Here is a 24,067-nt window from a genome sequence, read left to right on the forward strand (position 1 = left end):
GCTCGACACCTACCAGCGCATGGAGGCGCCCGACTGGGGCCCCGGCCTCGAAGGCCTCGACATGGATCACATCGTGACGTACGTGAAGCCCGCCACCGACCAGCAGGCCGATTGGGAAAGCCTCCCCGACGATGTGAAGAACACGTTCGACCGGCTGGGCATCCCTGAGGCCGAGCGCGCCTACCTGGCCGGCGTCGGCGCGCAGTACGACTCCGAGCTGGTGTACCACAACATGCAGAAAACGGCTGCCGACATGGGGATCGTCTATTCCGGCATCGAGGAGGCGCTGCGCGAGCCGAAGTGGGAGGCGCTCATCCGAGAGAAGTTCATGACGCTGATCCCGCCCACCGACCACAAGTTCGCCGCGCTTCACGGCGCGGTGTGGAGCGGCGGCTCGTTCGTCTACGTGCCGAAGGGCGTGAAGCTGGACTTCCCCCTGCAAAGCTACTTCCGCCTGAACGCGAAGGGCGCAGGACAGTTCGAGCACACGCTGATCATCGTGGAGGACGACGCCAGCCTGCACTTCATCGAAGGCTGTTCGGCGCCGAAGTACAACGTGGCGAACCTGCACGCCGGAGCCGTGGAGCTGTTCGTGGGCAAGCGCGCGTCCTTGCGCTATTCCACGATCGAGAACTGGTCGAAGAACATGTACAACCTCAACACGAAGCGCGCCGTGGTGCAGGAGGGCGGCGCCGTCGAGTGGATCAGCGGGTCGTTCGGCAGCCACGTGGGCTACCTCTACCCCATGTCCATCCTGGCCGGGCGCAAGTCGACCAGCAGCTTCACCGGCATCACGTTCGCCGGCGCGGGCCAGAACCTCGACACCGGCTGCAAGGTGGTGCTGGCCGCGCCCGACACGTCGGCCACCGTGGAGACGAAGTCCATCTCGAAGGGCGGCGGCGCCTCCACGTTCCGCTCGTCCATCGTGGCCACCGAGAACGCGCGGGGCGCGGCCGCCAGCGTGTCGTGCCAGTCGCTTATGCTGGACGACATCAGCCGGTCGGACACCATCCCGGCCATGGACATCCGCTGCAAGCACGTGGACATCGGCCACGAGGCCACCATCGGGCGCATCGGCGACGATAAGGTGTTCTACCTGATGAGCCGCGGCGTGTCGGAGGAAGAGGCGCGCACGATGATCGTGAACGGCTTCGCCGACCCCGTGTCGAAGGAACTGCCGCTGGAGTACGCCGTGGAGATGAACAACCTGATCAAGCTAGAAATGGAAGGGGCCATCGGATAATGGGAACCCTCACGATAGAACACGCGAACGCGATGCCCGCCCCCACCTGGCATCGCCTGCACGTCAACGACGTGGACATAGAGCTGCCGAGCGGCCTTGCAGCCGCCCAGCAGGTGGAAGTGTCGTGCGAGGAAGGGCTGTGGGGAGAAGCGGATGCGTTCGACCGCGCGCTCCTTTCCTTGGATGCCTGCGCCCCCATGGCCGCGGAGAGCGGAGCCTCCCCAGAAGAGGACGCTGCCATGGAGGGGCTCGACGCTCCCGCCCTCTCCCTCTACCAGCAGCAAGCGCTCGAGAACCGCTACCTCTCCCCCGCCGACGTCTTCGCCACCGGCATGGGCGACGAGGCACGCGAGTACCTCGAGTTCGTGGCGGGCGATCCCGTCGTGCTGGCCACGCGCCCTGACGAGCGCACCTGCGCAACGGTGCGCGTCGAGGGCGTGGACGGCGCTGCCAACGCGGCCGCCGTCAACGTGGTGGCCGCTCCGGGCTCGTCGCTGTCGCTGGCCGTCGCGCTCGATTCGCCCGCGCCGGGCGCGGGCGTCGTGGGCGTGCGGCTGCGCGTGTTCGCCGGCGCCGATGCGCGGGTGGACGTCGCCGTCACGCAGACGCTCGACGACGGATGGGTCGCGCTCGACGACACGGGCATCGTGGCGAGCGAGCGCGCCCGCGTGCAGGTGCGCCACACCGTGCTGGGCGCGGGCCGCGCCTACACGGGGCTCGACGCCGACCTGCGCGGCGACGACGCGCGCCTCGACATCGACACGCGCTACCTGGGGCACGCCTCCCAGCAGCGCGACTTCAACTACGTCGCGCACCAGCGTGGACGGCGCACCGTGTGCAACCTCGACGCGAACGGCGTGCTGGCGGGCGAATCGGAGAAGACGCTGCGCGGCACCATCGAGCTCGTGCACGGCTGCAAGGGTTCCGTCGGCTCCGAGCAGGAGACGGTGCTGCTTGCCGACGAGCGCGTGGCGAACCGCACCGTGCCCGTCATCCTCTGCGACGAGGACGACGTGGCCGGCAACCACGGCGCCACCATCGGCCACGTGCGTCCCGAGCAGCTGTTCTACCTGGCCAGTCGGGGCATCTCGCCCGAAGACGCCGAGCGCTTGTTCATCACCGCCTCCTTCGAGGAAGCGGCCATCAACGCGCCCGACCAGCGCACCCGCGCATCCGTAACCCGCCTCGCCGCCGCCCGCGGCATCGAGATCGAGGAGGCCGTCGCATGAGCATCGACATAGCCGCGAACCCCTACAAGCAGGACTTCCCCCTGCTGGCGGCCAACCCCGGCCTCGCCTTCCTCGACAGCGCAGCCACGGCCCAGCGCCCTGCCGTCGCCCTCGACGCGCAGCGCCGCTTCTACGAGAAGATGAACGCGAACGCCCTGCGCGGCCTTTATCGCCTGTCGGTGGACGCCACCGAGGCCATCGACGAGGCCCGCGCCCACGTCGCGCGTTTCATCGGCGCCGCCGATGCGCGCGAGGTCGTGTTCTGCCGCAACGCCAGCGAAGCCCTGAACCTCGTGGCGAAAGCGTTCGCCCCCACCGTGCTGGAACCCGGCGACGAGGTGTGCATCACCATCATGGAGCACCACTCGAACCTCATCCCCTGGCAGCAGGCGTGCCGCGCGGCGGGCGCGCGCCTCGTGTACCTGTTCCCCGACGAGGACGGCGTGATCGGCGAGGAGGAGCTGGACGCGAAGATCGGCCCGCGCACCAAGATTGTCGCGGCCGCCCACGTGTCGAACGTCCTCGGCATCGAGAACCCCATCGAGGCCATGGCCGAGCGCGTGCATGCGCACGACGGCTTCATGGTGGTTGACGGCGCGCAATCGGTGCCGCACCTGCCCGTCGACGTGCGGAAACTCGGCGCCGACTTCTTCGCGTTCTCGGCGCACAAGGCGCTGGGGACCTTCGGCGTGGGCGTGCTGTGGGGCAAACTCGACCTGCTGGAGGCCATGCCGCCGTTCCTTACGGGCGGCGAGATGATCTCGTCGGTCACGCAGGAAGGGGCCGTGTGGGCGCCCGTACCCGAGAAGTTCGAGGCGGGCACGCAGGACGCCGCCGGCATCGTGGCGACCGCCGCCGCGCTGGGCTATCTCGAGGGCATCGGCTGGGATGCGTTGCAGGCGCGCGAGCAGGCGCTCGTCCGCGCCGCCATGGAGCGCCTGGCGGCGCTGCCCTACATCCGCATCATCGGCCACCCCGACCCGGCGCAGCATCACGGCGCCATCAGCTTCGAGGTGGACGGCATCCACCCGCACGACGTGGCCAGCATCCTCGACGAGCACGACGTGGCCATCCGCGCCGGGCACCATTGCGCCCAGCCGCTGCTGGCGTGGCTGGGCGTGGAGTCGTGCTGCCGCGCGTCGCTGGCGTTCTACAACGACGAGGGCGACATCGACGCGCTCGTCGACGGCCTGGACAGCGTTTGGAGGACCTTCAATGGCTAGCATCTACACCGCGGCGCTCATGGAGCACAACGCGCATCCCGACTACAAGTACCAGATGGAAGAGCCCACGTGCACGCACGACGGCGTGAACCCCAGCTGCGGCGACGAGCTGACGTTGGCGCTGCGCCTGAGGGGCGATCGTATAGAGGAGGCCGCCTTCACCGGCCACGGTTGCGCCGTGAGCCAGGCGGCGGCCGATATGATGGCCGACCTCGTCACCGGCGAGACCGTGGGCGAAGCGCGCCGCTTGAGCGGCCTCTACCTCGACATGATCAAGGGACGCCCGCTCACCGACGAGGAGCGCGCCGACCTCGACGAAGCCGCCGAGCTCGAATCCATCGCCCGCATGCCCGCCCGCGTCAAATGCGCCGAGCTGGCCTGGAGAACGCTGGAGAAGCTGCTGGACCAGCAACTGGCGCAAGCATAACCCCTCTACCACGCAAAACGCTTCCTCAATAGCGCACTCGCGAGCCAGATACTCGTGAGTACGCTATTCTGCGCAACGACCTGCTTCTTGTTTCAACCGCCGACCTCTTCGAAGACCTGTAAGCTCTCCCATCGCGGGGCGCCCTTCGCGCAGGGCGCCCCGCATGCTCGCTCACACCACCTGGTGCCGCCTGAACGCGCAGGCGGCCAGGGGCACGCACGCCGCCAGCACGAGGGCGTAGACGCACGCGAGCAGACCCACGAGGTCGATGACGAACGACCCGACCGGATACGATACGAGCGAGTTGAACAGCACCTGATCGTTCAAGCCGTTGATCGGGAACAGGTACAGCGCGTGCAGCAGCACGGCGTTGCCGCCAGAGGGGATCATGCCCGTAAGGAAGATGAGCGCCGCACAGGCGGCGAAGATGGCCAGCTGGGAGCGCAGCTTCGACGACAACAGCAGCGTGAGACCCGCCAACCCCAGCGTCATGAGGTAGGCTATCCCCACCGCCGTCCAGGTCGCCTCGGCCATCGTGAGGTCGTACGGGATGGACAGCGACAGCACCTGCACCGGCAAGTCCCCGCCCTCGGCGCCGAAGAACGCGAGCGCGATGCCCATGATGATGAGCGTCGCCAGCGCGAAGTAGGCCGTGGCGAAGGCGAGCGCGGCGACGATCTTCGCCGCCACCAGCTTCGAACGGCCGTAACGCGACGAGAGCAGCACGGCGTCGGTGCGGTCTTGGTACTCCCCCGAGAACACGGGCGTGAGCGCGATGCAGACGGCCACCATCGCGAAGGCGAAGAACCCGAGGCATGCCAGCACGTCGCTCCATCCGCCCGCGTACCCGTAGGCCAAAGGCTCGCCCACCCCATCCTGCTTCTCCGTCCAGTACGCGCGCTCGGCATCGGAATACGTCCACGTACCGCCCATGCCGTTGTCGAGCGTGCGCTGTAGCTTGCCCGCGATGGCTTCGTAGAACCCGTCGGCGGCGCCGTCGTCGAGCTGCGCCGCCACCTGGTACGGCTCGAGGGCGCCTGCCTTCCACGGCGAGAACAGGTAGACGTAATACGGGTCGTACAGCATGCGGAACTCGTCTTCGCCGTACGCCTGCTTCATGAGCGCGTACGCCGCGTCGTCGCTCAGGCCGGCCACGTCGGCGGGATCCACCTTCGAGAACGCGAGCGCCCGGTAGGCGGCCACCTCTTCCCGCACGCGATCGGCGTCCAGCACGCCCTCGTGCGCGACGGCCTTCTCCTTCTGATGCGCGATGGCGGCGGTGCCGGTCAGCACCTCGTCGGCGTTCGATGTCGTCCTCGTCTGCGCGACGTTGAGCGCCATGATGCCGCACAGCATCACGAGGATGCCTGCGCAGGCAATGAGCGACGTGCGGCGCACGAGCAGCTTCTTGAGTTCGAATCTCACCAGATCAAGCATGGTATATTCCTTCTCTCACCAGTTGAATAAAAGTCAGCGAGAAGCGTCGAGGTGCTCGAGATCGCCCCGTTTCGCGGCCGAGCGTGCTTCGCACGTGCTGAACAAGCCAGTGGCTTGTTCAGTGCCACACTATGCGCCCGAGCGGGCGCGCTCTGCGCAGCTTCGCTGCGGCAGAGCAAAAAGAGGCGAGATCAAGTGCATCGACGCTTCGCAGCGTCGGCACGTTCCGCCGTCCGTCAGGACAGCGGAACCACCTCGTCGCGGAACACGTACAGGTACACATCTTCCAGCGTGGGATCGAGCGCCCGCGCGCCGGCCACCGGAGCCTCGTCGGCCACGACGCGCACCACCGCGTGCCCGTCGGCAGCGTAGTGGACGTTGCTCACGCAGCTCGCAGCCGCCAGCTCGTCGGCGCGGCGCGCGTCCACATGGCACTCCCACACCTTGCCCGTCACCGTCGCGACGATGTCCGTCGGCGCGCCCTGCATGATGAACGCACCCGCGCGCATGACGAGGATTTCGTCGGCGACGTACTCGACGTCGGACACGATGTGCGTGGACAGGATGACGATCTTGTCTTGCGCGAAGCTGGCGATGAGGTTGCGGAACCGCACGCGCTCTTTCGGGTCGAGCCCGGCCGTGGGCTCGTCGAGCACCAGCACCGCCGGGTCGTTCAGCACGGCCTGCGCTATGCCCAGCCGCTGCTTCATGCCTCCCGAGAACGTGCGCACCTTCTGCCGCGCCACGTCGGCGAGGCCCACCGTTTCCAGCAGCTCGAGCGAGCGGCGGCGCGCCGCGCGGCGATCGAGCCCCTTGAGCGCCGCCAGGTAGCACATGAAGTCGAGCGCCGAGAAGTCGGGGTAGTAGCCAAAGTCCTGCGGAAGGTAGCCCAGCCGGGCGCGGTACTCGTCGCCGAGCAGGCGCACGTCGCGGCCGTCGAAGCGTATCTCGCCGGACGTGGGGCGCAGCACGTCGCACACTATGCGCATGAGGGTGGTCTTGCCTGCGCCGTTCGCTCCCAGAAGGCCGTACACGCCGGGCGTCAACCGGGTCGACACGCGGTCGACCGCGATCTTTGATCCGAACTGCTTGGTCAGGCGGTCTATCGTCAGGTCCATGCCATGCTCCTTGTCATCATAGAGTCGTCGAATTCCGGGATTCGCCGGCATCGCCGGGCTCATCGGGCAGCCGACGCGGGGGCGAACACGTCGAGGCCGCCCTCGATGCCGCGAATCCACGTGCGCACCTCGTGCGCGGCCCAGCCGAGCGAGCCCGCCGCCACAAGCGCCCATGCCCATGTCGACGCCTGGGCGTACGCATCGGGGACGAGGGAGAACGCCGCATACGTTCCCGCGATCACCAGCAGCGCCCACGCGCACGACAGCGCCAGCGCCTGCGATGAGGGGCACCGGCGCGCCACGAGCAGCGCGCCCGCGCACGAGAGGAAGTAGGGAACGCACGCGTGCACGAGCGACGCGAAGGGATCGGCGCCGAGCATGACAGGCGCCGCGAGCGCGATGGCGGTGACCGTCACCACGTCCGAACACCCCAGCACGATGAGCCGCGCCAGCGCGACCGCGCGGCAGTCGAAGCGGCAGGCGTACTCGAGTTCGGCCACGCGGTGCGCAGCGCTGGCTAGCAGCTCGGGCAGGCCCACGAGCACCGTCGCCGCCGCCAGCATGCCCGAGACGACCGGGATGCCGTGCGCCATGCCGCTCGACGGGAGGCAGAGGACCGCCATGACGGCCACGAGCGCGAGCTGGGCCACCCATACGCGCGGATGGATGAAGCGCGCCTGAGCGGCGACGAACCCGGCGAACGTCGCCTCACGGCTCCGCTCGCCCACGGTTGCGCCCGCCGCGGCCTCCGCGCTCGCGCTCGACCGCTGCTCCGACGCCACCGCCGCGCGCACGGCGGCGAGGGCCGCCGCCTTCGACATCTCGTCCGGCGCGCCGCGCTCGGCGCGGTAGTGCGCCCGCAGCAGCCGCTCCACGTCCCGCTTTCCCACGTCGCTCATGCTTCGTCCTTTCCTTCCAGCCCTCGCCGCAGCTCCGCGAGCGCACGGTTGAGCCGCCGGTTCACCGCGAACCGCGACACTCCCAGCACGTCCGCGATCTCGCCCACTTTGAACCCCTGGTCGAAGCGCAACTCCACCACATCGCGCAGCTCAGGGGAGAGCGCGTCAACCAGCGCACCCACCTCGCCGTCCCCGATCGCCATCGCCGGGTCCGCATCGGGCGAGCCGTCGGGCACGTCCACGTCGAGAGGCCCGACGGGAAGACGCCGCGCCCGCGCGGCGTCGATGCAGAGGTTGCGCGCGATGGTGAACAGGTACGCGAGCGGCTTGCCGTCGAGCGGCGAGCGCCCGCTGCGCACGAAACGCAGGAACGCCTCCTGCGCCACGTCCGGCGCGTCGTCGTAGAACGGAGCATGCCGCCGGCAGTACGCCAGCACGTCGTCGTAATGCTCTTCGACCAAGCGATCGAACGCCTCGCCGTCTCGCAGCCTGTTCTTCAAGCCCCGCTTCACCTCCTCTATCCTCTATAACGAATCCTACGATCGATCCGTGCGGGTTCAGCTGAAAAATTTCCGGACGCATTCGCCCGGATGCCCCTCGTGCTTCACCCAGCGAAGCGGTATACTTTCCCAACCCTACCACCTTCGAGAAAGGAATCCCCTGTGAAGACGCTTGCCAAGATTAGCGACTTCGCGGGAAAGTACATGGCGATCATCGCACTCGCCGTCGCGATTATCGCCTTGGTCTTTCCCGACCCCGTGTCCGCCGTCGTGAAGACCAGCTACGTGAACATCCTGCTGGGCATCGTGATGTTCGGCATGGGCATGACCCTCAAGCTGGCCGACTTCAAGGTGGTGTTCACGAAGCCGAAAGCTGTCATCGTGGGCATCCTGGCGCAGTTCGTTATCATGCCGGTGCTGGCGTTCCTGCTGACGATGGTGTTCCAGCTGCCGCCCGAGCTGGCCGTGGGCGTGATCCTCGTGGGCTCGTGCCCCGGCGGCACCAGCTCCAACGTCATGACGTATCTGGCGAAAGGCGACGTGGCGCTGTCGGTGGGCATGACCGCATGCACCACCATCATGGCGCCCATCGTCACGCCGCTGCTTGTGCTGCTGTTCGCCGGCCAGACCGTGGACGTGAACGTGGTCGATATGTTCCTGTCCATCGTGCAGGTGGTGCTCGTGCCCATCGCGCTGGGCTTTCTCATCAACTACTTCTTCGAGAAGGCGGCTCGGGCCGCGTCGGCCGTTCTGCCGCTCGTGTCGGTGATCGGCATCTCGCTCATCATCATGGCCGTGGTGGCCGCCAACCAGGCGAAGCTGCTGACGGTGGGGCCGCTCGTCATCGCCGTGGTGATGCTGCACAACCTGCTGGGCTACGCGCTGGGATACCTGACCGGGCGGGCGCTGCGCCTGTCGAAGGCCCAAATGCGCACGCTGTCCATCGAGGTGGGCATGCAGAACTCCGGCTTGGCCACTTCGCTCGCCACGGTGCACTTCGCCAGCATGCCGCTGGCCGCGGTGCCCGGTGCCGTGTTCAGCGTGTGGCACAACATCTCCGGCGCAGTGTACGCGAACATTCTCGCCCGCTCGGCCGGCAAAGACGCCGTCGAGGCGGACGAGGTCGAACAGGCTGCCGCGTAGCGGGCGCACGTTGCCGCGGGAAGGCCCGCACGAAGCACACGAACGAAGCCTGCCGGCTTAGCGCATGGGGCGCAGGCCACTCGTTCCACCGCCCGAACCACGCGTCACGAAATCGGCGTTTGGTGCCGGGGCGCCGCTGGCGTACAATCGAATCCAGCATGAAAAGCATCGCGCGGCGAACGCACGCCCGACGGAAAGAGGACATAATGGCGGACACCACAAGCAGCATCGAGCTCGGCTTCATCGGGTTCGGCAACATGGCCCAGGCGATGGCGCAGGGCCTCGTGGACTCGGGCGCGCTTTCGGGCGAGCACATCCACGCGTGCGCGGGACACTTCGACAAACTGCAGGCCTCGGCCGAGAAGCTCGGCGTGAACGCCTACCGCGAGGCGGCCGAGGTGGTGAGAGCCAGCGACTTCGTCGTCCTGGCGGTGAAGCCCTACCTCATCGAACAGGTGGTGGAGCCGGTGCGCGACCTGCTTGCCGACAAGGCCGTGATCTCGGTGGCCGCCGGGCGCGACTTCGCGTTCTACGAGGGCGTCCTCGCTCCGAACAGCCGTCACCTCAGCACCATCCCCAACACGCCCATCGCCGTGGGCGCGGGCGTGATCGCCTGCGAGCAGCGCCACTCGCTCACCGACGAGCAGCTGCAGACGTTCGAGAACCTGTTCGGCCGGATCGCGCTCATCGAATGGGTCGACGGCAAACTGCTGTCCACGGCCAGCTCCATCGCCGGCTGCGGCCCCGCGTTCGCCGCGATGTTCCTGGAATCGCTCGGCGACGCCGGCGTGAAGCACGGCCTGCCGCGCGCCACCGCCTACCGCCTCGCGGCGCAGATGATGATGGGCACCGCCAAGCTTCATCTGGAAACCGGCACGCATCCCGGCGCGATGAAGGACGCCGTGTGCTCGCCGGGCGGCACCACCATCAAGGGCGTGGCCGCGCTCGAGAAGGACGGCTTCCGCGGATGCGTGATCGACGCCATCGACGCCATCGAAGGCGAGTAGGGCGTCACACGACCCAATAGAACGTCGTTGTCGCCCGAAAGCCTCGTTTTCGGACGAAGAAACGCGGCTTTCGGGCGACAACGGGATCCCATGACGAAGGGGGTCTGCCGCGCGGCAGACCCCCTTCCCGTTCGACTTCGTTTAACGCCTAGAAGCCGAACATGGCCGTCGTCAGGTAGCGCTCGCCTGTGTCGGGGAGGATGACGACGATGGTCTTGCCCTTGTTCTCGGGACGGCGCGCCAGCTGGGTGGCGGCGGCCACGGCCGCGCCCGACGAGATGCCCACGAGCAGGCCCTCCTTCGCCGCCAGCTCGCGACCCACCGCGAACGCGTCCTCGTCGGCGACGGTGATCACCTCGTCGTACACCGCGGTGTCCAGCGTGTCGGGCACGAAGCCCGCGCCGATGCCCTGGATCTTGTGCGCGCCCGCGCGCCCCTCGGACAGCACCGGCGACGCGGCCGGCTCTACGGCCACAACCTGCACGTCGGGGTTCATGCGCTTGAGGTACGCGCCCGCGCCGCTCACCGTGCCGCCCGTGCCCACGCCCGCCACGAAGATATCCACGTCGCCGCCCGTGGCCTCCCAGATCTCAGGGCCCGTGGTAGCCTCGTGGACGGCCGGGTTCGCCGGGTTCGTGAACTGTCCAACGATGAACGAGTTGGGGATCTCGGCCGCCAGCTCCTCGGCGCGTGCGATGGCGCCTTTCATGCCCAGCGCGCCGTCGGTCAGCACCAGCTCGGCGCCGTAGGCCTTCATGAGGTTGCGACGCTCGACGGACATCGTCTCGGGCATGGCTATGATCAGGCGCATGCCGCGCGCGGCGGCGATGGCGGCCAAGCCGATGCCGGTGTTGCCCGACGTAGGCTCGATGAGCACGGTGTCGGCGTCTATCTTGCCGGACGCCAGCGCGTCGTCGATCATCGCCTTAGCGACGCGGTCCTTGACGGAGCCGGCCGGATTGAACGACTCCACCTTCCCCACGATGATAGCGTCCAGGTCGTTGTTCTTCTCGTAGTTCGTCAGCTCCACCAGAGGCGTGCCGCCGATCAGCTCCGATACGCTTTTGTACACGGTCATGATGTGCCTGCTTTCCCGTCTTCCGATCGCGCGCCGCGCGGGCGCCGACCGATGCCCGCGCGCGGCGGGTTCCCTATGTGTCGCACTAAATCCTACTGTATCACTATGTATTAGTCAAGCAGCTGTCGACGGCATCGATCTCGAAGCCTTCCGCATCCAACCGAGGCTTTTCCACCGATCCGCGGTCATTATAGCTCTTCCATTCGATGGAGCCCGTCGGGAAGAACAGGAGATCGAGCCCTCGCAACGCGAGAGCGCAGAACGAGCTTCCCGGATGAAGGAGATGCCGACGCCACGCTGCTGGCCTCCGAGGTCATCCTGCAAGAAGCGGAGGCAGCGGGGTTCTGGGGCTAGGCGCCCTCCCCTTCGGCTCGCTGCTCGGCCAGCAGCAGGTCCACCATGCGGCCGTAGCTGCGCATGCCGTCGGCCTGGTCGTTCGCCTTGAGGTAGGTGTCGTTGGCGGCGTTGGAGACGTCTTGGATCGGGCCCTCGTACTGCGCCCAGTGCTCCGCGCGCTGGGCGAGATCGCGCCGCACCGCCGCCGACAGCCCCGAGCCGATCGCCTTCGCCGCCTCCGGATCCACCTTCCTCAGCGCCGATACGGCGTTGTCGTACGCCAGCAAGTAGCCGCTGTAGCGCATCAGCGCGTCGTCCGACTGCTTGCAGGCCAAATACGCGATGAAGTTCGCCTCGTCCTCGCGCATGAAGCCGCACTGATGCGCCAGCTCGTGGGTCATGGTCCACGGAACGACGAAGAACGGGTTGTCCACGTTGATGTTCGACTCCATCGTGAAGGGGAAGAACATGCCGCCGATGTTCGCGTACGACATCAGCTCGGAGGCGAGCACCGGCTTCGGCGGCGAGTACAGCGGCCGATCCAGCACCGGGTACTGCTCGGCCAGCTTCCGCATGGCCTCCACCGACTCCTGCGCGTACTGCTCGAACTGGCCGGGCTCGGCGTCGAACAGGTCCGCGTCGTCGCCCAGCTGCGCTCGCGTCTGGCCCAGGTCGTCGGCCAGGGAGGACGCGAGCCGCACGAGCTCCTCCTGGCGCTGCGCCGCGTCGGCGTCGGCTTCTTCCACATCGTAGCCGGTGTGCTGGGTGAAGGTGTAGCGGTAGTAGTTCAGCCCGCACAAAGCGGTGAACAGAAAATACACCACGCAGCAGATGGACACAGCCCCCATGACGGCACGGTAGGCGACCGTACCGCGCTCGCCCTTGCTCACGACGAGCTTGCGGACGCAGTACACGACGTATCCCACGCAGAACAGCAGGAACAGCGCCGCAACCCACTCGGCCACCGAGAAGCTCACAAGCGACGGCAGAAATCCCACGACGCTGGACAGCGCCGGGTACACGCCCTGGGCGTACACGTGCTCCGCCCAATCGGGATGCTGCCGCGCGTACGAGGTCGCCGCAAGCGCGACGATGCCGAGCGGTACGAACAGCATCCTCTTGAGCAAGAACTTCCGTATGCCCCGTTTCGATTCGTCGGTTTCCATAGGGTGACAGTATAGCCCGACGAAGCACGCGCACCGCTCCCCCGCCACCATCCTCACCGCATCACCCAAAGCGATGAGCGGGTAGCGCCAGACGCAGACGGGACCGCTGCAAGAAACCCGGGCGTTTCTGCACAAAAACCCGCGACGTTTGATATCGTAGGGGCCGAACGCTGAGAGCCGTCGACAGCGCGTCCCCAAAATGCCCGATCAGGATCGCAGGCCCTCGCAGCCGCAATGCGGGAGATAGACGCGAAGACCTTCCAAAGCCATACGTCGGCGTTTTTTGTGCAGCGCGCAGCGTTTTTCGTGCACGGCAGACCGAGACGGGCAACCCGAGAGCAAGCCCAAACTCCCGCCAACGAGGGCGCGCAAGCGGGAGCGGCTCGCACCCTACAAGTCGTCCACCAGGGCGCTCGACTTGGCGTAGGCGGTGCTGCGGGCTTCGAAGAAGTCGGTCTTGATCATGTTCGCGTTCGAGAACTGGCTCACCCACGACATGCTCTCCGGCTCGCGCTCGTGGCCCTCGTACAAAGGCTCGAAGCCCAGCTGCGTGCAGCGCAGGTTGCCCAGGTACTGGATGTAGTCGGTCACCATCTGCTTGTTGAGGCCGGCCACCTCGTCGCCGATGGCGTAGTGGCCCCAGCGTATCTCTTGCTCGCAACCCTCCTTGATCATGGCGCGGTACTCCTCCACCAGCTCGGGCGTGAACAGCTCCGGCTCTTCCTCTTTCAGTTCCAACAGGATGTTGCGGAACAGCCACAGGTGCGTGTTCTCGTCGCGGTTGATGTAGCGGATCTCCTGCACCGACCCCGGCATGAGGTTGTTGCGCCCCAGGTTGTAGAAGAACATGAAGCCGCTGTAGAAGTACACGCCCTCCAGGATGTAGTTCGCCACCAGCACGCGCGCGAGCGCCTCAGGGCTCTTGTCGTCCTGAAACTGGTTGTACAGGTTGCCGATGAACTCGTTGCGCGCCAGCAGATGCTCGTCCTCCTTCCACTGGTACAGCACGTCGTTGCGCTCCTGCGGTTCGCAGATGGTGTCCAGCATGTAGCTGTAGCTCTGGCTGTGCACCGTCTCCTGGAAGGTCTGGATGGCCAGGCACAGGTTCACCTCGTTGGCCGTGATGTACTCGCCCACGGCAGGCAGGTTCGCCGATTGCAGGCTGTCAAGAAAGATGAGGAACGACAGGATCTTGTCGTAGGCGCGCCGCTCAGACGCGGGCAGCTTGCGGTAGTCCTTTATGTCCACCCCGAGGTTGATCTCCTCGGGTATCCAGAAGTTGTTCATAGCCTGGCGATACCAGTCGCTCACCCACTCGTACTTCATATTGTTGAAGTCGTTCAGGTTCGTCGTATTCCCCCCGATCATCCGCCGATCCAGCACATCGGTGTCGCCAAGGGGGTTGAACAACGGCTTCTTCTTCAACTGGCTCATAAAACTCTTCCTTCCAGAAAATCAGCTACGGACGAACAATGGCGCAAAGGGCGAGCGAAGCGACGCCCGTCAGGTTGAACCACGATCAGGGAGGGGGTTCGGCGCGTTCACCAAGCGACCTGCTTGCAGGCAGCCGGGGCGCGGTGCCCACCAAGCGAGTTCCATCACGTCGGGGCTGGGGGCGGTGCCCACCAAGCGAGTTCCGCAGCGAAGCGAGGACTGTCTGAGCGACTGGGCATTGCCCCCAGCCCCATCTCACAGGTGGAACCCGGCGACTGGGCACCGCACCCCGGCTGCCGTCGCGCAGGTGGAGCTCAGCGACTGAACATGCCGGACCCCCTCCCGTCCCCCAGGTTCAACCTACGACGAACACACTTCGCATTCTTCCACTTCCAGGCTCTTCGACCGCACGTAATAGATGGTTTTCATGCCTTCCTCCCAGGCCAGCAGGTACAGATCCAGCACCCGCCTGAACGTGTACTCGTTCGTGATGTACAGGTTCATGCTCTGCGCCTGATCGATGTGCCGCTGGCGCACGCCGCAGGCGCGCACCGACCACGCCTGGTCGATGAGGTGGGCATTCTTGTAGTACCAGAACGTGTCCATCGACAGCTCGGGCGCCACACGCGGCATGAGGCCGTTCTTCTTCTCCTCCAAAAAGTAGCGGTTCATCACCGGGTCGAGCCCCGCAGTGGTGCCGGCGATGATGCTGGTGGAGCTGGTGGGCGCCACGGCCAGCAGGTAGCCGTTGCGCAGGCCGTGCTCGGCCACGTCGCGCGCGAGCTCGGCCCAGCGCCCGTCCGTAAGGCCGCGGTCGCGGAAGTACTCGCCCGTCTGCCAGCCGCTTCCCTCGAAAAAGCCGTACGCGCCCTTCTCCCGCGCGATGGCGCAGCTGGCGCGCACCGCCGCGTAATGCACGTCGCCGAACACGCGCTCGGCGAAGGCCAGATGCTCTTCGCTCTCCCACCGGATGCCGCTTTTCGCCAGCAGATGGTGGTAGCCGCTCACGCCCAGGCCAATGGGACGGTACTGCCGATTGTTGATCTGGGCGTAGGGCACCGGGAAGAAGTTGAGGTCGATGACGTTGTCCAGCGCGCGTACCGCGCTTTCGGTGACGTGCGCAAGCTCGTGCGGATCGCCCATGTCGATATGACCCAGCGACAGGCTGGCCAGGTTGCACACCACGAACGCGCCCGGCTTCGTCACGGTGACCACCACCTGCTCGCCGTCCACGTCCTCGATGCGCTGCTCGAGCTGCTCGATGGCGCCCATGTTCTGCGCGATCTCGGTACACAGGTTGCTGCAGTAGATCATGCCTCGGTGCTTGTTCGGGTTCGCCCGGTTCACCGCGTCGCGGTTGAAGGTGAACGGCGTGCCCGTTTCCACGGCGCTCTTGATGATGAGGCGGATGACGTCCTTGATGGGGATCGCGCGCTTCTTGATGCGCGCGTCGGCCACGCACTCCAGGTACTTGCGCGTCCATTCCTCGCCGTAGCAGTCCTCCAGCGCGTAGCCTTTCACCGTGAGGATCTCGTGCGGGCACATGAGGTACCAGTCGCCCTCGATGTTGTCGCGCGCCTGCTGCCAGAAGTAGTCCGGATAGCACACGGCCGGGAACACGTCGTGCGCCTTCATGCGGTCGTCGCCGTTGTTCGTGCGCAGAGCCAGGAACTCGGGCAGGTCGCGGTGCCACGCGTCGAGGTACACCGCCACGGCGCCCTGGCGCATGCCCAGCTGGTCCACCGCCACGGCCGTGTCGTTGGCCAGGCGGATCCACCGGATGACGCCGCCGGCCGCCCCGTCGAAGCCGCGGATGGCGCTGCCGCTGGCGCGCACCTTGCCGAAGTACAGGCCCATGCCGCCGCCGTACTTGCTCACCTTCGCGAAGTTGTCGATGCTGCGGTAGATGCCGTCCAGGCTGTCGGGCACCGTGTCGATGAAGCACGACGACAGCTGATGGAACGGCTTGCGCGCGTTCGACAGCGTGGGCGTGGCCATGGTCACTTTCAGCGTGGACAGCATGTCGTAAAAGCGGCGCACCCACCCCATGCGCTCGTCGGGGCGCTCCTCCATGGCAAGGTGCAGCGCGATGCCGAGGAACATCTCCTGCGGCGACTCCAGCGGCGCGCCCTGATGCGTGCGGATGACGTAGCGGTCGAGCAAAAGCTGCAGGCCGGCGTAGGTGAACAGGTCGTTGCGGCTAAGATCGATGAAGCCGGCCGCCTCGTCCAGCTCGGCGGGCGTGTAATGCTGCAGGATGTAGTCGCCGTACAGGCCCTCCTCGGTAAGGAAGGCCACCTTCTGCGCGAACGTCTCGATGTGCCGGGCGGCCAGGCGCTCGGCCAACGCGCGATCGAACTGCACCATCAGCAGGCGCGCGGCGATGATCTCCCAGCGCGGCGCCTCCTGCGTGGTCAGCTCCACCGCCGCCTTCACCAGCATGGCCAGCAACTGGCCGTCGGCAGCGTCGGGCTTGGCGAACGACTGGAACTTGGCGCTGAGGTGGGCAAGCTCGTACTCCTCGCCGGGGAACTCCTTCTGCACCGACGCCAGCACGCCCGGCAGCGCGGGCACGCTCGGCAGCTGGGCGCACAAACGCTCGCGCGCGGCGCGCTTGCGGGCGCGGTCCTCGCGGTACAGGATGTAGCTTTTCAGCTCCTCGTAATGGTTCGCTTCCATGAGGGCGCGCTCCACGAGATCCTGCACGTCCTCCACCGAGACGGAGCCGCCTTCGCCCTGCTCCGCGCTCGCCATCGCGCGCTCGATGCGCGCGATGAGGCGGTCGGCCTCGTCATCATCTAGCACCGTGCCCACGCTGGCGAAGGCCGCGCCCATGGCGCGCTTGATCTTGCCAGCCTCGTAGGCTTCCACGGTGCCGTTGCGCTTGGAAATCTGCATGATGTCGTCTCGCCCTTCGTTCTCCGATTGCGGTGCGTTTTGAGAGCGACCATCGTATCACAATATGTTACAAAAATCGCAACATATTGGGGAACGGATAGGCAACGCCCACCACATCGACGAAGGCGACTGACCCGCCGAGCGCGCAAAAAACGGCAGGCGACGCAGAACGGTCGCCCGCCAACCTGCAGCTTCACGGCCGAAAGCAGCGCGCAGCCGACGGGAACGCGACCCCGGGCGACGAGCCGGAGGATCGATGTGCGGCGAAATCGAGCTTTTGGCAGTCTGAGCCCGGTTTCTTTCGCCGTTTCGAAACCGCAGGAAAACGCGACCTGGGGTTTTTCCTCGCGGCATTCCGGACAAAAACCCGATGACTGCCAAAAACCCGATTTCGCCGCACATCAAGCGAGCGGAACCGTCGCACCCGTCGCGAAACCAACCCGACCGAGCAGGGCGGTCGCCTACTTCTTCGCGCGATCGTACTAGTCGGCGCCGACGACCACTTCCACGGAGCTCCCGTCCCCCACGACATCCCCTCCACGAGGGGCTCGACGGTTTCGATGCCCAACTCGTCGGCCACCTCCTGCGCCTGCGGGCGATTGCCTCCTCGCTCCGAGAACCGTCACGAGCAGTGCACGCCTTGCCAAGCGCGAAGGTGCGGTTCGGCTGCTGGGGTATAATCTTGCATACGTGGGAAGGGGATGCATGAAATCGCTGGAACGGGTGCACGGGACGACCGGCATCAAAATCATCATCGGCTCGGCTTTTTTCTGGGCTTGGCTCGACGCGTTGTTCATGAGCATGTTTTTCGTCCGGCCGGAGGCCGAGGGCTTCATGGCCGAGATGGCCACTATAGCCGTGTTCGGTCTGAGCCTGCCGTGGCTCGCGCTGTCGCTGGCCAAGCCGGCCGCATGCAACGGCCTGCTGGCGAAGAAGCGCGTGCCGCTCGCGTTCGCCGCGCTGGGCACGGCGGGCTCGCTGCTGCTCCTGCTTGCCGGCATCAACCTCAACTGGATCGCGCTCGTCGCCGGCGGAACCTGCGCCGGCGCGTTCATGGCAGCCTACCAGCTGGCATGGGGCGCTGCGTACTGCCACGACGGCGAGCGGAGCGCGACGCCCTACGTGGCCGGCGGCTTCGCCTGCGCCATCGTCGTCGACGCGCCGCTTCTGTTCATGATACCCGAGGCCGCCGCCGTGTTCTCGGCGCTGCTGCCCCTCGTCTCGGGCGCGTTGTTCGCGAGCATCGACCCCCAGTTGCGCACGTACCGCCGCACCGCCCCCGTCGACCCGCTGCCGAAGCGGAGCGTCCGCTCGCGCCTGAAAGCGCACCTCGGAACCTCGATGATGCTGTTGTGCGCCGTGGCCCTCGTCATGACCGGGTTCGGCTACCTGCAGCACCTCGTTTCGTTCTCGCCTATCGCCAGCGACGGCTATCCCAACGGCATCCTCGTGCAAGTCGCGCGCGGCGTCACGGCGGTGCTCGTGTTCGCCATCGTCGTGTTGGGACGGCGCCGGGCAAGCGCGGTGTACCGCGTGGGGCTCCTGGTCATGATCGCCGGCTTCATGCTGATGGCGTTTCTGTTCGGCACGAACCTGTTCTGGGTGTCGGGCGCCATCATCATCAGCGGCTACACGATCCTCGACCTGCTCATCTGGGTCGCCTTCTCGCAAATCGCCTACGCGCAGTCGCGCGACCCGCTGAAAACCATCGCGCTCATGCGGCTGCTGGCCGTGCTGTGCTACCCGGTGGGCGCCGTCGCGGGCATCATGCTGGTAGGCAACGGCGAGACGATGCACGGCAACGTGGCGGCCGAGACCACCGTGGTTGGCTACCTCGTGGTCATCGCCACCGTGCTGCTGCTCAGCAGCGAGGACATGTGGATGCTGACGGGGCGCCAGCAGCCGAGCCTTTCCGGCGACGACCGCGCCACCCAGGAAGAGCGCATCGACGCCTGGTTCGACAGCATCGGCCTCACTGCGCGCGAGCGCGAGATCGGCCTGCTGCTGGCGTACGGCCGCACGCAGCCCTGGATCGCCGAGCGCCTCAGCATATCGGAGAACACTGTGGGCACCCACGTGCGCCACATCTACCAGAAAGCGGACGTGCACGATCGCCAGCAATTCATAGATTCGGTTCTTTCACCTGATCAGACGGCATCACCCGAACCACGTGATCAAGCCCGCTAGATCACGGGACCTGCCTGATATTCGCAAATAAGGTCATTTGCGCGTTGTGCGGCCGCGCGTCTTCCCGCACCCTGCTTTCAGCGCAACGCACCGTTGCGCAGCCCGCCCCGCGGGCGCAAAGGGAGAGGGCCCGCGAAGGGTCCCGAGGGAAGGGGTATCTGGATGGATATCAACCGCAGGAATTTCTTGAAGGGCGCGCTCGTCACCGGCGCCGCCGCAGCCGCCGCCGTCGCGCTTCCGGCATGCAGCCCGGCCGCATCGTCCGACGCATCCGACGCCAAGAGCTCGTCGAAGGGCGGCGAGACGACCGGCGCGAAGCATACGTGGGAAGTCGCGCCCGAGCCCATCGCCGACATCGCCGAGACGCAGGACTTCGACGTGGTGGTCGTAGGCGCGGGTCTGGCGGGCATCAACGCCACCGAAGCCGCCGCCCGCAACGGCGCGAAGACGGTGGTCATCGAGCGCAACACCACGTTCTCCGTGCGCGGCGTGGACGTGGGGCACATCGGCAGCAAGCACCACAAATCGAACGGTTTCGACCTCGACCCGCGCGTGGCTGCGCGATTCCTGCACCAGGCGTCGCACCAGACCACGAACTACGACCTCATCTACGTGTGGGCGTCGCGCTCCGGCGAGGTGTTCGACTACATCGAGGATCTGGGATCCAAGAACGGCGTGAGCATGGTGCCCGCGCTGTCCGGCACCGCGAAGTACGGCAACTGGTCCACGCTGTCCGACCGTTGGCGCGTCTATCCCGATGCCGTCTCCTTCGTGCGCGGCGGCGAGACGTACGACATGCGCGATGACGGCCAGCCGGTCAACGTGACGCTGGGCGAGCTCGTGTACAACTCCGCCGTGGACAACGGCGCCGAGTTCGTGTTCGAGGCGCGCGCCGAGCAGCTGGTGGGCGACGCGGCAAGCGGCATCACCGGCGTCGTCGCCACCACGAAGGACGGCAAGCACGTGCAGTACAACGCCAAGAAGGGCGTGATCCTGGCCACGGGCGACATCGGCGGCAACCAGGAGATGGTCGACGCGTTCTGCCCCATCTCGAACCGCTCGGACTCCAACTGCTACGCGCCGGCCGGGTTCAACAACGGCGACGGCCTGCTCATGGGCATGTGGGCCGGCGCGGCCATGTCGAAGAGCGAAGCCGCCCCGATGATCCACCAGTTCACGCTGGACACGCTCGAGTTCAACCTGACCTCGTTCATCATGAGCTGGCTTGCCGTGAACGCCAACGGCGAGCGCTACGGCGCCGAGATGCCCTTCGAGCCCATGCTGACGAACGCCCGCATGAACACCCCGGGCAACGTGGCCTGGTCCATCTTCGACTCGGACTACGAGACCTACATCATGCAGCAGCAGCCCGAGCGCTACGATCGCTTCACCGACGGGCTGGACGCCGTCATGGAGAAGTGGCTGGGCAACGGCAAGCTGATCAAGGCCGACACGCTGGATGACCTGGCCAAGCAGCTGGACATCCCGGCCGACACGTTCAAGGCCACCGTCGAGCGCTACAACAGCATGGCCGAGGCCGGCGAGGACGTCGACTTCGACGTGCCCGCGCAGTGGCTCGCGCCCGTGAAGACCGCGCCGTTCTACGCCACGAAGAACGTGTGCTCCACGCTGACCATCCCCTTCGGCCTCCACGTGAACGCCGACTCCCAGGTGCTCACCGCCGAGGACGAGCCGATTCCCGGCCTGTTCGCCATCGGCAACGTGCAGGGCGACTTCTTCGGCAAGGACTACCCGGTGCACTGCCCCGGCGTCAGCCACGGCCGCTGCGTGACGTTCGGCCAGCTGGTCGGCGAAGCTTGCGCCAAGGACACGACCATCGGCGAGCTCGACTTCGCCTAAGCGCGAGCGACCGACCCACGAAGGCGGGACCCCTCCCTCTTCCGCCTTCTTCTCGATGCGGCCGTCCTCCGGGGCGGCCGCGGTCGTTTCGCGGCCCACAGGGTTCCCGCCGATACCGGAGGCCCTTGTCAGCCGATCGCCGCCAGCTCCAGCCGCAAGCACAGCCAGCGCTCGCCTTCGCGCTGTTCCAGGCACGCGTCCAGCGTGCCGCCCATCTGCCCGACCAGCGAGCGCGCGATGGCCAGCCCCAGGCCCGACCGCTCGCCCGAGCGCGCCGCGTCGGCGGTGTAGAAGGGCTCGAACAGCCGTTCGACCTCGCAGGAGAACGCCGCGTCGACATCGTTCGCGAACGTCGCCGTCACGCGGCCGCCGAGGGCCTCCCCCACCTCCACGTCGAAGGTCGAGCGCGCGTACTTGCCGGCGTTGTGCACGAGGTTCTCCACCACCCGCTCCAGCGCGCCCTCGTCGCCCCGCACGCGAACCGGCCGGTCGGGCACGCGCAGGCGCACTTCCAAACCGCGCTCCTCGAACAGTCGGTAGCGCCCCGCCACCGACTCGCGCACCAAACGGCCCGCCTCCACCGGCTCGCACGCCAGCGGCGCATCCTCGTTGCGTGCCTGTGACAGCTCGTAGAACTGCGCGATCAGCCGCTGCAGCGCGTCGGCTTTGCGGCGCACCGTGGCAAGCGACGCGCGCGTATCGGCGTCCATGCCCTCTTCATCCAGAAGCGCCAAGTACCCCACGATAGCCGTCAGCGGCGTGCGGAGGTCGTGGCTGATGGATTCCACCTGGGCCTTCAGCTCGGCCTCGTGGCGCGCGTACGCAACCCCCTGCTCGCGCACGGCCGCAAGCGCATGGTTCACGGTGCCCAGCAGCGCCTCCAAGTCTTTGTCGGGCTGCGGCAGCTTCACGATGCGGTTGTCCTCGAGGCCGCGCACGATTTCGGCCAGCTCGCCGTTCGCCCGCCGAAGCGAGCGCTTGAGCAGCGCACAGCGCACAGCGAAGAACACCGCCGCTCCCAGCGCCAGAACCGCCACCGCCCCGAGGACTGCCGTCATTGCCGCATCCTTTCCCGTCGCGCCCCTACAGCTCCCTCTTGCTTGCGCGCCACAGGCCCGCGATGCCGAACACCGCTACGCCTGCGAACCCCGCGATCAGGCACTTCGCCAAACCCGCCGGCGTGTCCCACAGAAACTCGGCCAGGCCGCTCTGGTTGATGGCCACCTCGTTGGAGAAGAAGTTGTACGGCAACCAGCTGGCCAGCGCGCCCACCGGCTCCACGACCATTCCCACCGCGTGCAGCGCCGAAGGCACGATGGCCACGATGGCCAACCACACCAGAAACGCAGCGCTCGTCTTCGGCAGCACGGAGCACACCGCAACGCCCAGCACAACGCAGGCGACGGTGAACGGCAGCGCCGCCGCCACGCCCTTGAGCAGGATGGGCACCGCGTCTGCGGGCCCCTCCAGCAGCAGCACGGCGCTGCCCACGTACACCGCCAGGATCACCATCATGCTGGCCAGCCCCAGCCCCGTGGACACAAGACACTTGCCCACGAACAGATCGCGTCGCGAGCAGCCGTCCGCGACGGCGTTCTTGAACGTGCCGTCCTTCCTATCGTCGGCGAACAGCACCCAGACGAGCAGCCCCGCCAGCAGAAACAGCGAGGGCAGCATCGAGATCAGATTGCTGAGCGAGAACCGCACGGTGGCGTAGGGGAAGTCGGGCGTGCTCGCCATCGCCCACAGCAATACGCTCGACAACAGCACGATAGCGCACAACACGCCGGTGAACAGGTACAGCTCCCGGCCGTGCACGATGCGGTAGAGTTCGCTCTTCGTGTAGTTCAGCATCATGCGACCCCCTTCTCCTTCAGCTCGAGATAGTACTGCTCGAGCGACATCTTCCTGCGCTCCAGCTTGGACACGTCCATGCCCGCTCGGACTGCCAGGCCGCTATACGCCTCGATGCCCGCCGCCGGGTCGAAGATGCGCACGGTGCCGTCCAGCAGCACCAGGTAGCGCTCATGACGCAGCTCCTTCTCCAGCAGCGCGGTGAAGCGCGCGGCATCCGACACGGCGATGTCCACGTAGTCGGCGCACCGCTCTTGCAGCGTGCGCGCGCTCACCTGCTCCACCACGCAACCCCGTTTCAGGAACGCGTAGGTCGTGGCCATCTGCTCGAGCTCCGCCAAGTGGTGGCTCGATATCACGATGGTAATGCCCTTGTCGCGGTTGAGCCCTTGGAGGAACGCGCGCATCTCCACGATGCCGCTGGGGTCGAGGCCGTTCGTGGGCTCGTCGAGGATCAGCACCTCCGGCTCGCCCAAAAGAGCCATCGCCAAACCAAGACGCTGCTTCATGCCCAGGGACAGCGTGCGGCAGCGCCGATCCTTCGCATACGCCAGCCCCACGGTGTCCAGCACGCGCGCCACCGCGTCCTTGCCCGGCACGCCCTTGCGTATGCGGCAGCATTCCAGGTTCTTCTCCACGCTCAAACCCGGATAGAAGCCGGGGCTCTCGATGATGGAGCCGATGCGCGTGCGCTGGCGCTCCAACTCGCGCGGCTCGTGCGCGCCGAACAGGCGCACCTCGCCCTCCGTGGGAAACGCCAGCCCGCACAGCAGCTTGAACAGCGTCGTCTTGCCCGCGCCGTTGTCGCCCACCACGCCGAATATGTCGCCGCGGCGGACGCTCACGTCCGCGTCGTACAGCGCGCAGACGTCCCCGCCGTAGCGTTTCGTCAGCCCCCTCGTCTCGATCACCGTGTCCATGGAATCGTTTCTCCCTTTCTTCCGCTTGCCTTGTCGTCTTGGGGAAACGATACGATGCAGCCTGGAAATAAGTCCTCAAGAAAGGTTAAGGAAAGCGTAAAGGCCCGC

The 24,067-nt window shown here is 66.7% G+C and carries 19 protein-coding genes; 8 read left to right on the forward strand and 11 right to left on the reverse strand.

Going from position 1 to position 24,067, the window contains the following annotated elements; translation table 11 throughout:
- The 4 genes from sufB to sufU form a co-directional block, all read left to right on the forward strand.
- Window positions 1-1,243: Fe-S cluster assembly protein SufB (gene sufB, locus ACMO6A_RS08960; RefSeq protein WP_418471130.1), on the forward strand; the 1,243-nt coding region annotated here is incomplete at its 5' end.
- Window positions 1,243-2,472, forward strand: a complete 1,230-nt coding sequence (locus tag ACMO6A_RS08965) for a SufB/SufD family protein (RefSeq protein WP_009608728.1) — start codon at window positions 1,243-1,245, stop codon at window positions 2,470-2,472. The genes sufB and ACMO6A_RS08965, both read left to right, overlap by 1 nt.
- Window positions 2,469-3,695 carry an aminotransferase class V-fold PLP-dependent enzyme gene (locus tag ACMO6A_RS08970; protein WP_009304996.1) on the forward strand — a complete coding sequence of 409 codons (1,227 nt, stop codon included), beginning with the start codon at window positions 2,469-2,471 and terminating at the stop codon, window positions 3,693-3,695. Before ACMO6A_RS08965 ends, ACMO6A_RS08970 begins: the two co-directional genes overlap by 4 nt.
- Window positions 3,688-4,122 (forward strand): Fe-S cluster assembly sulfur transfer protein SufU, encoded by a 435-nt coding sequence (gene sufU / locus ACMO6A_RS08975; RefSeq protein ID WP_009304997.1) that lies wholly within the window; start codon window positions 3,688-3,690, stop codon window positions 4,120-4,122. Before ACMO6A_RS08970 ends, sufU begins: the two co-directional genes overlap by 8 nt.
- Window positions 4,123-4,293: 171 nt before the next feature.
- On the opposite strand, the gene ACMO6A_RS08980 is transcribed toward sufU, so the two are convergent.
- The 4 genes from ACMO6A_RS08980 to ACMO6A_RS08995 all read right to left on the reverse strand — a co-directional run bounded on the left by ACMO6A_RS08980 (window position 4,294) and on the right by ACMO6A_RS08995 (window position 8,076).
- On the reverse strand, window positions 4,294-5,559 hold the full coding sequence (locus tag ACMO6A_RS08980; protein ID WP_009304998.1) for an ABC transporter permease subunit: 1,266 nt from the start codon (window positions 5,557-5,559) through the stop codon (window positions 4,294-4,296).
- Between the two features lie 236 nt (window positions 5,560-5,795).
- Complete coding sequence (locus tag ACMO6A_RS08985) at window positions 5,796-6,677, reverse strand: ABC transporter ATP-binding protein (protein WP_009304999.1); 882 nt, start codon at window positions 6,675-6,677, stop codon at window positions 5,796-5,798.
- A 59-nt stretch (window positions 6,678-6,736) separates the two neighbouring features.
- Entirely contained in the window at window positions 6,737-7,576 is an 840-nt protein-coding gene (locus tag ACMO6A_RS08990; protein ID WP_009608730.1) for a hypothetical protein, read from the reverse strand.
- Window positions 7,573-8,076 (reverse strand): RNA polymerase sigma factor, encoded by a 504-nt coding sequence (locus ACMO6A_RS08995; protein ID WP_009305001.1) that lies wholly within the window; start codon window positions 8,074-8,076, stop codon window positions 7,573-7,575. Before ACMO6A_RS08995 ends, ACMO6A_RS08990 begins: the two co-directional genes overlap by 4 nt.
- Window positions 8,077-8,238: 162 nt before the next feature.
- Here ACMO6A_RS08995 and ACMO6A_RS09000 point away from each other — a divergent pair, with 162 nt between their 5' ends.
- Window positions 8,239-9,219, forward strand: a complete 981-nt coding sequence (locus tag ACMO6A_RS09000; protein ID WP_009305002.1) for a bile acid:sodium symporter family protein — start codon at window positions 8,239-8,241, stop codon at window positions 9,217-9,219.
- Between the two features lie 206 nt (window positions 9,220-9,425).
- A complete protein-coding gene (proC, locus tag ACMO6A_RS09005) occupies window positions 9,426-10,226 on the forward strand; it encodes a pyrroline-5-carboxylate reductase (RefSeq protein ID WP_009305003.1) in 801 nt (266 codons plus the stop codon).
- 148 nt (window positions 10,227-10,374) lie between these two features.
- Here the strand turns inward: proC and cysK are convergent, their stop codons facing one another.
- The 4 genes from cysK to ACMO6A_RS09025 form a co-directional block, all read right to left on the reverse strand.
- Window positions 10,375-11,304, reverse strand: coding sequence for a cysteine synthase A (gene cysK, locus ACMO6A_RS09010; RefSeq protein ID WP_009608725.1), 930 nt, complete (start codon window positions 11,302-11,304; stop codon window positions 10,375-10,377).
- Window positions 11,305-11,654: 350 nt separating this feature from the next.
- Window positions 11,655-12,767 (reverse strand): DUF3810 domain-containing protein, encoded by a 1,113-nt coding sequence (locus ACMO6A_RS09015; RefSeq protein WP_226844104.1) that lies wholly within the window; start codon window positions 12,765-12,767, stop codon window positions 11,655-11,657.
- A gap of 429 nt (window positions 12,768-13,196) precedes the next feature.
- Complete coding sequence (locus tag ACMO6A_RS09020) at window positions 13,197-14,240, reverse strand: ribonucleotide-diphosphate reductase subunit beta (protein WP_009608766.1); 1,044 nt, start codon at window positions 14,238-14,240, stop codon at window positions 13,197-13,199.
- A 360-nt stretch (window positions 14,241-14,600) separates the two neighbouring features.
- Window positions 14,601-17,138, reverse strand: coding sequence for a ribonucleoside-diphosphate reductase subunit alpha (locus ACMO6A_RS09025; RefSeq protein ID WP_009608748.1), 2,538 nt, complete (start codon window positions 17,136-17,138; stop codon window positions 14,601-14,603).
- Window positions 17,139-17,843: 705 nt separating this feature from the next.
- On the opposite strand from ACMO6A_RS09025, the gene ACMO6A_RS09030 reads away from it, so the two are divergent.
- Window positions 17,844-19,325 (forward strand): helix-turn-helix domain-containing protein, encoded by a 1,482-nt coding sequence (locus tag ACMO6A_RS09030; RefSeq protein WP_015761064.1) that lies wholly within the window; start codon window positions 17,844-17,846, stop codon window positions 19,323-19,325.
- A gap of 162 nt (window positions 19,326-19,487) precedes the next feature.
- Window positions 19,488-21,185, forward strand: a complete 1,698-nt coding sequence (locus ACMO6A_RS09035; RefSeq protein WP_015761065.1) for an FAD-binding protein — start codon at window positions 19,488-19,490, stop codon at window positions 21,183-21,185.
- Window positions 21,186-21,313: 128 nt separating this feature from the next.
- Here the strand turns inward: ACMO6A_RS09035 and ACMO6A_RS09040 are convergent, their stop codons facing one another.
- Genes ACMO6A_RS09040 through ACMO6A_RS09050 form a run of 3 tightly spaced genes read right to left on the reverse strand, consistent with a single transcriptional unit; the run spans window position 21,314 to window position 23,959 of the window.
- Window positions 21,314-22,243, reverse strand: coding sequence for a sensor histidine kinase (locus ACMO6A_RS09040; RefSeq protein WP_015761066.1), 930 nt, complete (start codon window positions 22,241-22,243; stop codon window positions 21,314-21,316).
- A gap of 25 nt (window positions 22,244-22,268) precedes the next feature.
- The gene (locus ACMO6A_RS09045) at window positions 22,269-23,042 is read right to left on the reverse strand and encodes an ABC transporter permease (RefSeq protein WP_015761067.1); all 774 of its coding nucleotides are present in this window, start codon (window positions 23,040-23,042) and stop codon (window positions 22,269-22,271) included.
- Window positions 23,039-23,959, reverse strand: coding sequence for an ABC transporter ATP-binding protein (locus ACMO6A_RS09050; RefSeq protein WP_015761068.1), 921 nt, complete (start codon window positions 23,957-23,959; stop codon window positions 23,039-23,041). The genes ACMO6A_RS09045 and ACMO6A_RS09050 overlap by 4 nt, the downstream gene beginning before the upstream one ends.
- Between the last annotated feature and the right edge of the window lie 108 nt (window positions 23,960-24,067).

Source organism: Eggerthella sp. (genome assembly GCF_048329335.1).
In the GTDB taxonomy this organism is placed as follows: Bacteria; Actinomycetota; Coriobacteriia; order Coriobacteriales; family Eggerthellaceae; genus Eggerthella; species Eggerthella lenta.

Excerpts from the sequence above, each read along its gene's own strand:
- ACMO6A_RS08980 (WP_009304998.1), bottom strand. The coding sequence starts at position 5,559 with ATGCTTGATCTGGTGAGATTCGAACTCAAGAAGCTGCTCGTGCGCCGC.
- sufU (WP_009304997.1), top strand. The coding sequence starts at position 3,688 with ATGGCTAGCATCTACACCGCGGCGCTCATGGAGCACAACGCGCATCCC.
- ACMO6A_RS08970 (WP_009304996.1), top strand. The coding sequence starts at position 2,469 with ATGAGCATCGACATAGCCGCGAACCCCTACAAGCAGGACTTCCCCCTG.
- ACMO6A_RS09045 (WP_015761067.1), bottom strand. The coding sequence starts at position 23,042 with ATGATGCTGAACTACACGAAGAGCGAACTCTACCGCATCGTGCACGGC.
- ACMO6A_RS08990 (WP_009608730.1), bottom strand. The coding sequence starts at position 7,576 with ATGAGCGACGTGGGAAAGCGGGACGTGGAGCGGCTGCTGCGGGCGCAC.
- proC (WP_009305003.1), top strand. The coding sequence starts at position 9,426 with ATGGCGGACACCACAAGCAGCATCGAGCTCGGCTTCATCGGGTTCGGC.
- ACMO6A_RS09050 (WP_015761068.1), bottom strand. The coding sequence starts at position 23,959 with ATGGACACGGTGATCGAGACGAGGGGGCTGACGAAACGCTACGGCGGG.
- ACMO6A_RS09025 (WP_009608748.1), bottom strand. The coding sequence starts at position 17,138 with ATGCAGATTTCCAAGCGCAACGGCACCGTGGAAGCCTACGAGGCTGGC.
- ACMO6A_RS08965 (WP_009608728.1), top strand. The coding sequence starts at position 1,243 with ATGGGAACCCTCACGATAGAACACGCGAACGCGATGCCCGCCCCCACC.
- ACMO6A_RS09035 (WP_015761065.1), top strand. The coding sequence starts at position 19,488 with ATGGATATCAACCGCAGGAATTTCTTGAAGGGCGCGCTCGTCACCGGC.
- ACMO6A_RS09040 (WP_015761066.1), bottom strand. The coding sequence starts at position 22,243 with ATGACGGCAGTCCTCGGGGCGGTGGCGGTTCTGGCGCTGGGAGCGGCG.
- ACMO6A_RS08985 (WP_009304999.1), bottom strand. The coding sequence starts at position 6,677 with ATGGACCTGACGATAGACCGCCTGACCAAGCAGTTCGGATCAAAGATC.
- ACMO6A_RS09020 (WP_009608766.1), bottom strand. The coding sequence starts at position 14,240 with ATGAGCCAGTTGAAGAAGAAGCCGTTGTTCAACCCCCTTGGCGACACC.
- cysK (WP_009608725.1), bottom strand. The coding sequence starts at position 11,304 with ATGACCGTGTACAAAAGCGTATCGGAGCTGATCGGCGGCACGCCTCTG.
- ACMO6A_RS09030 (WP_015761064.1), top strand. The coding sequence starts at position 17,844 with ATGAAATCGCTGGAACGGGTGCACGGGACGACCGGCATCAAAATCATC.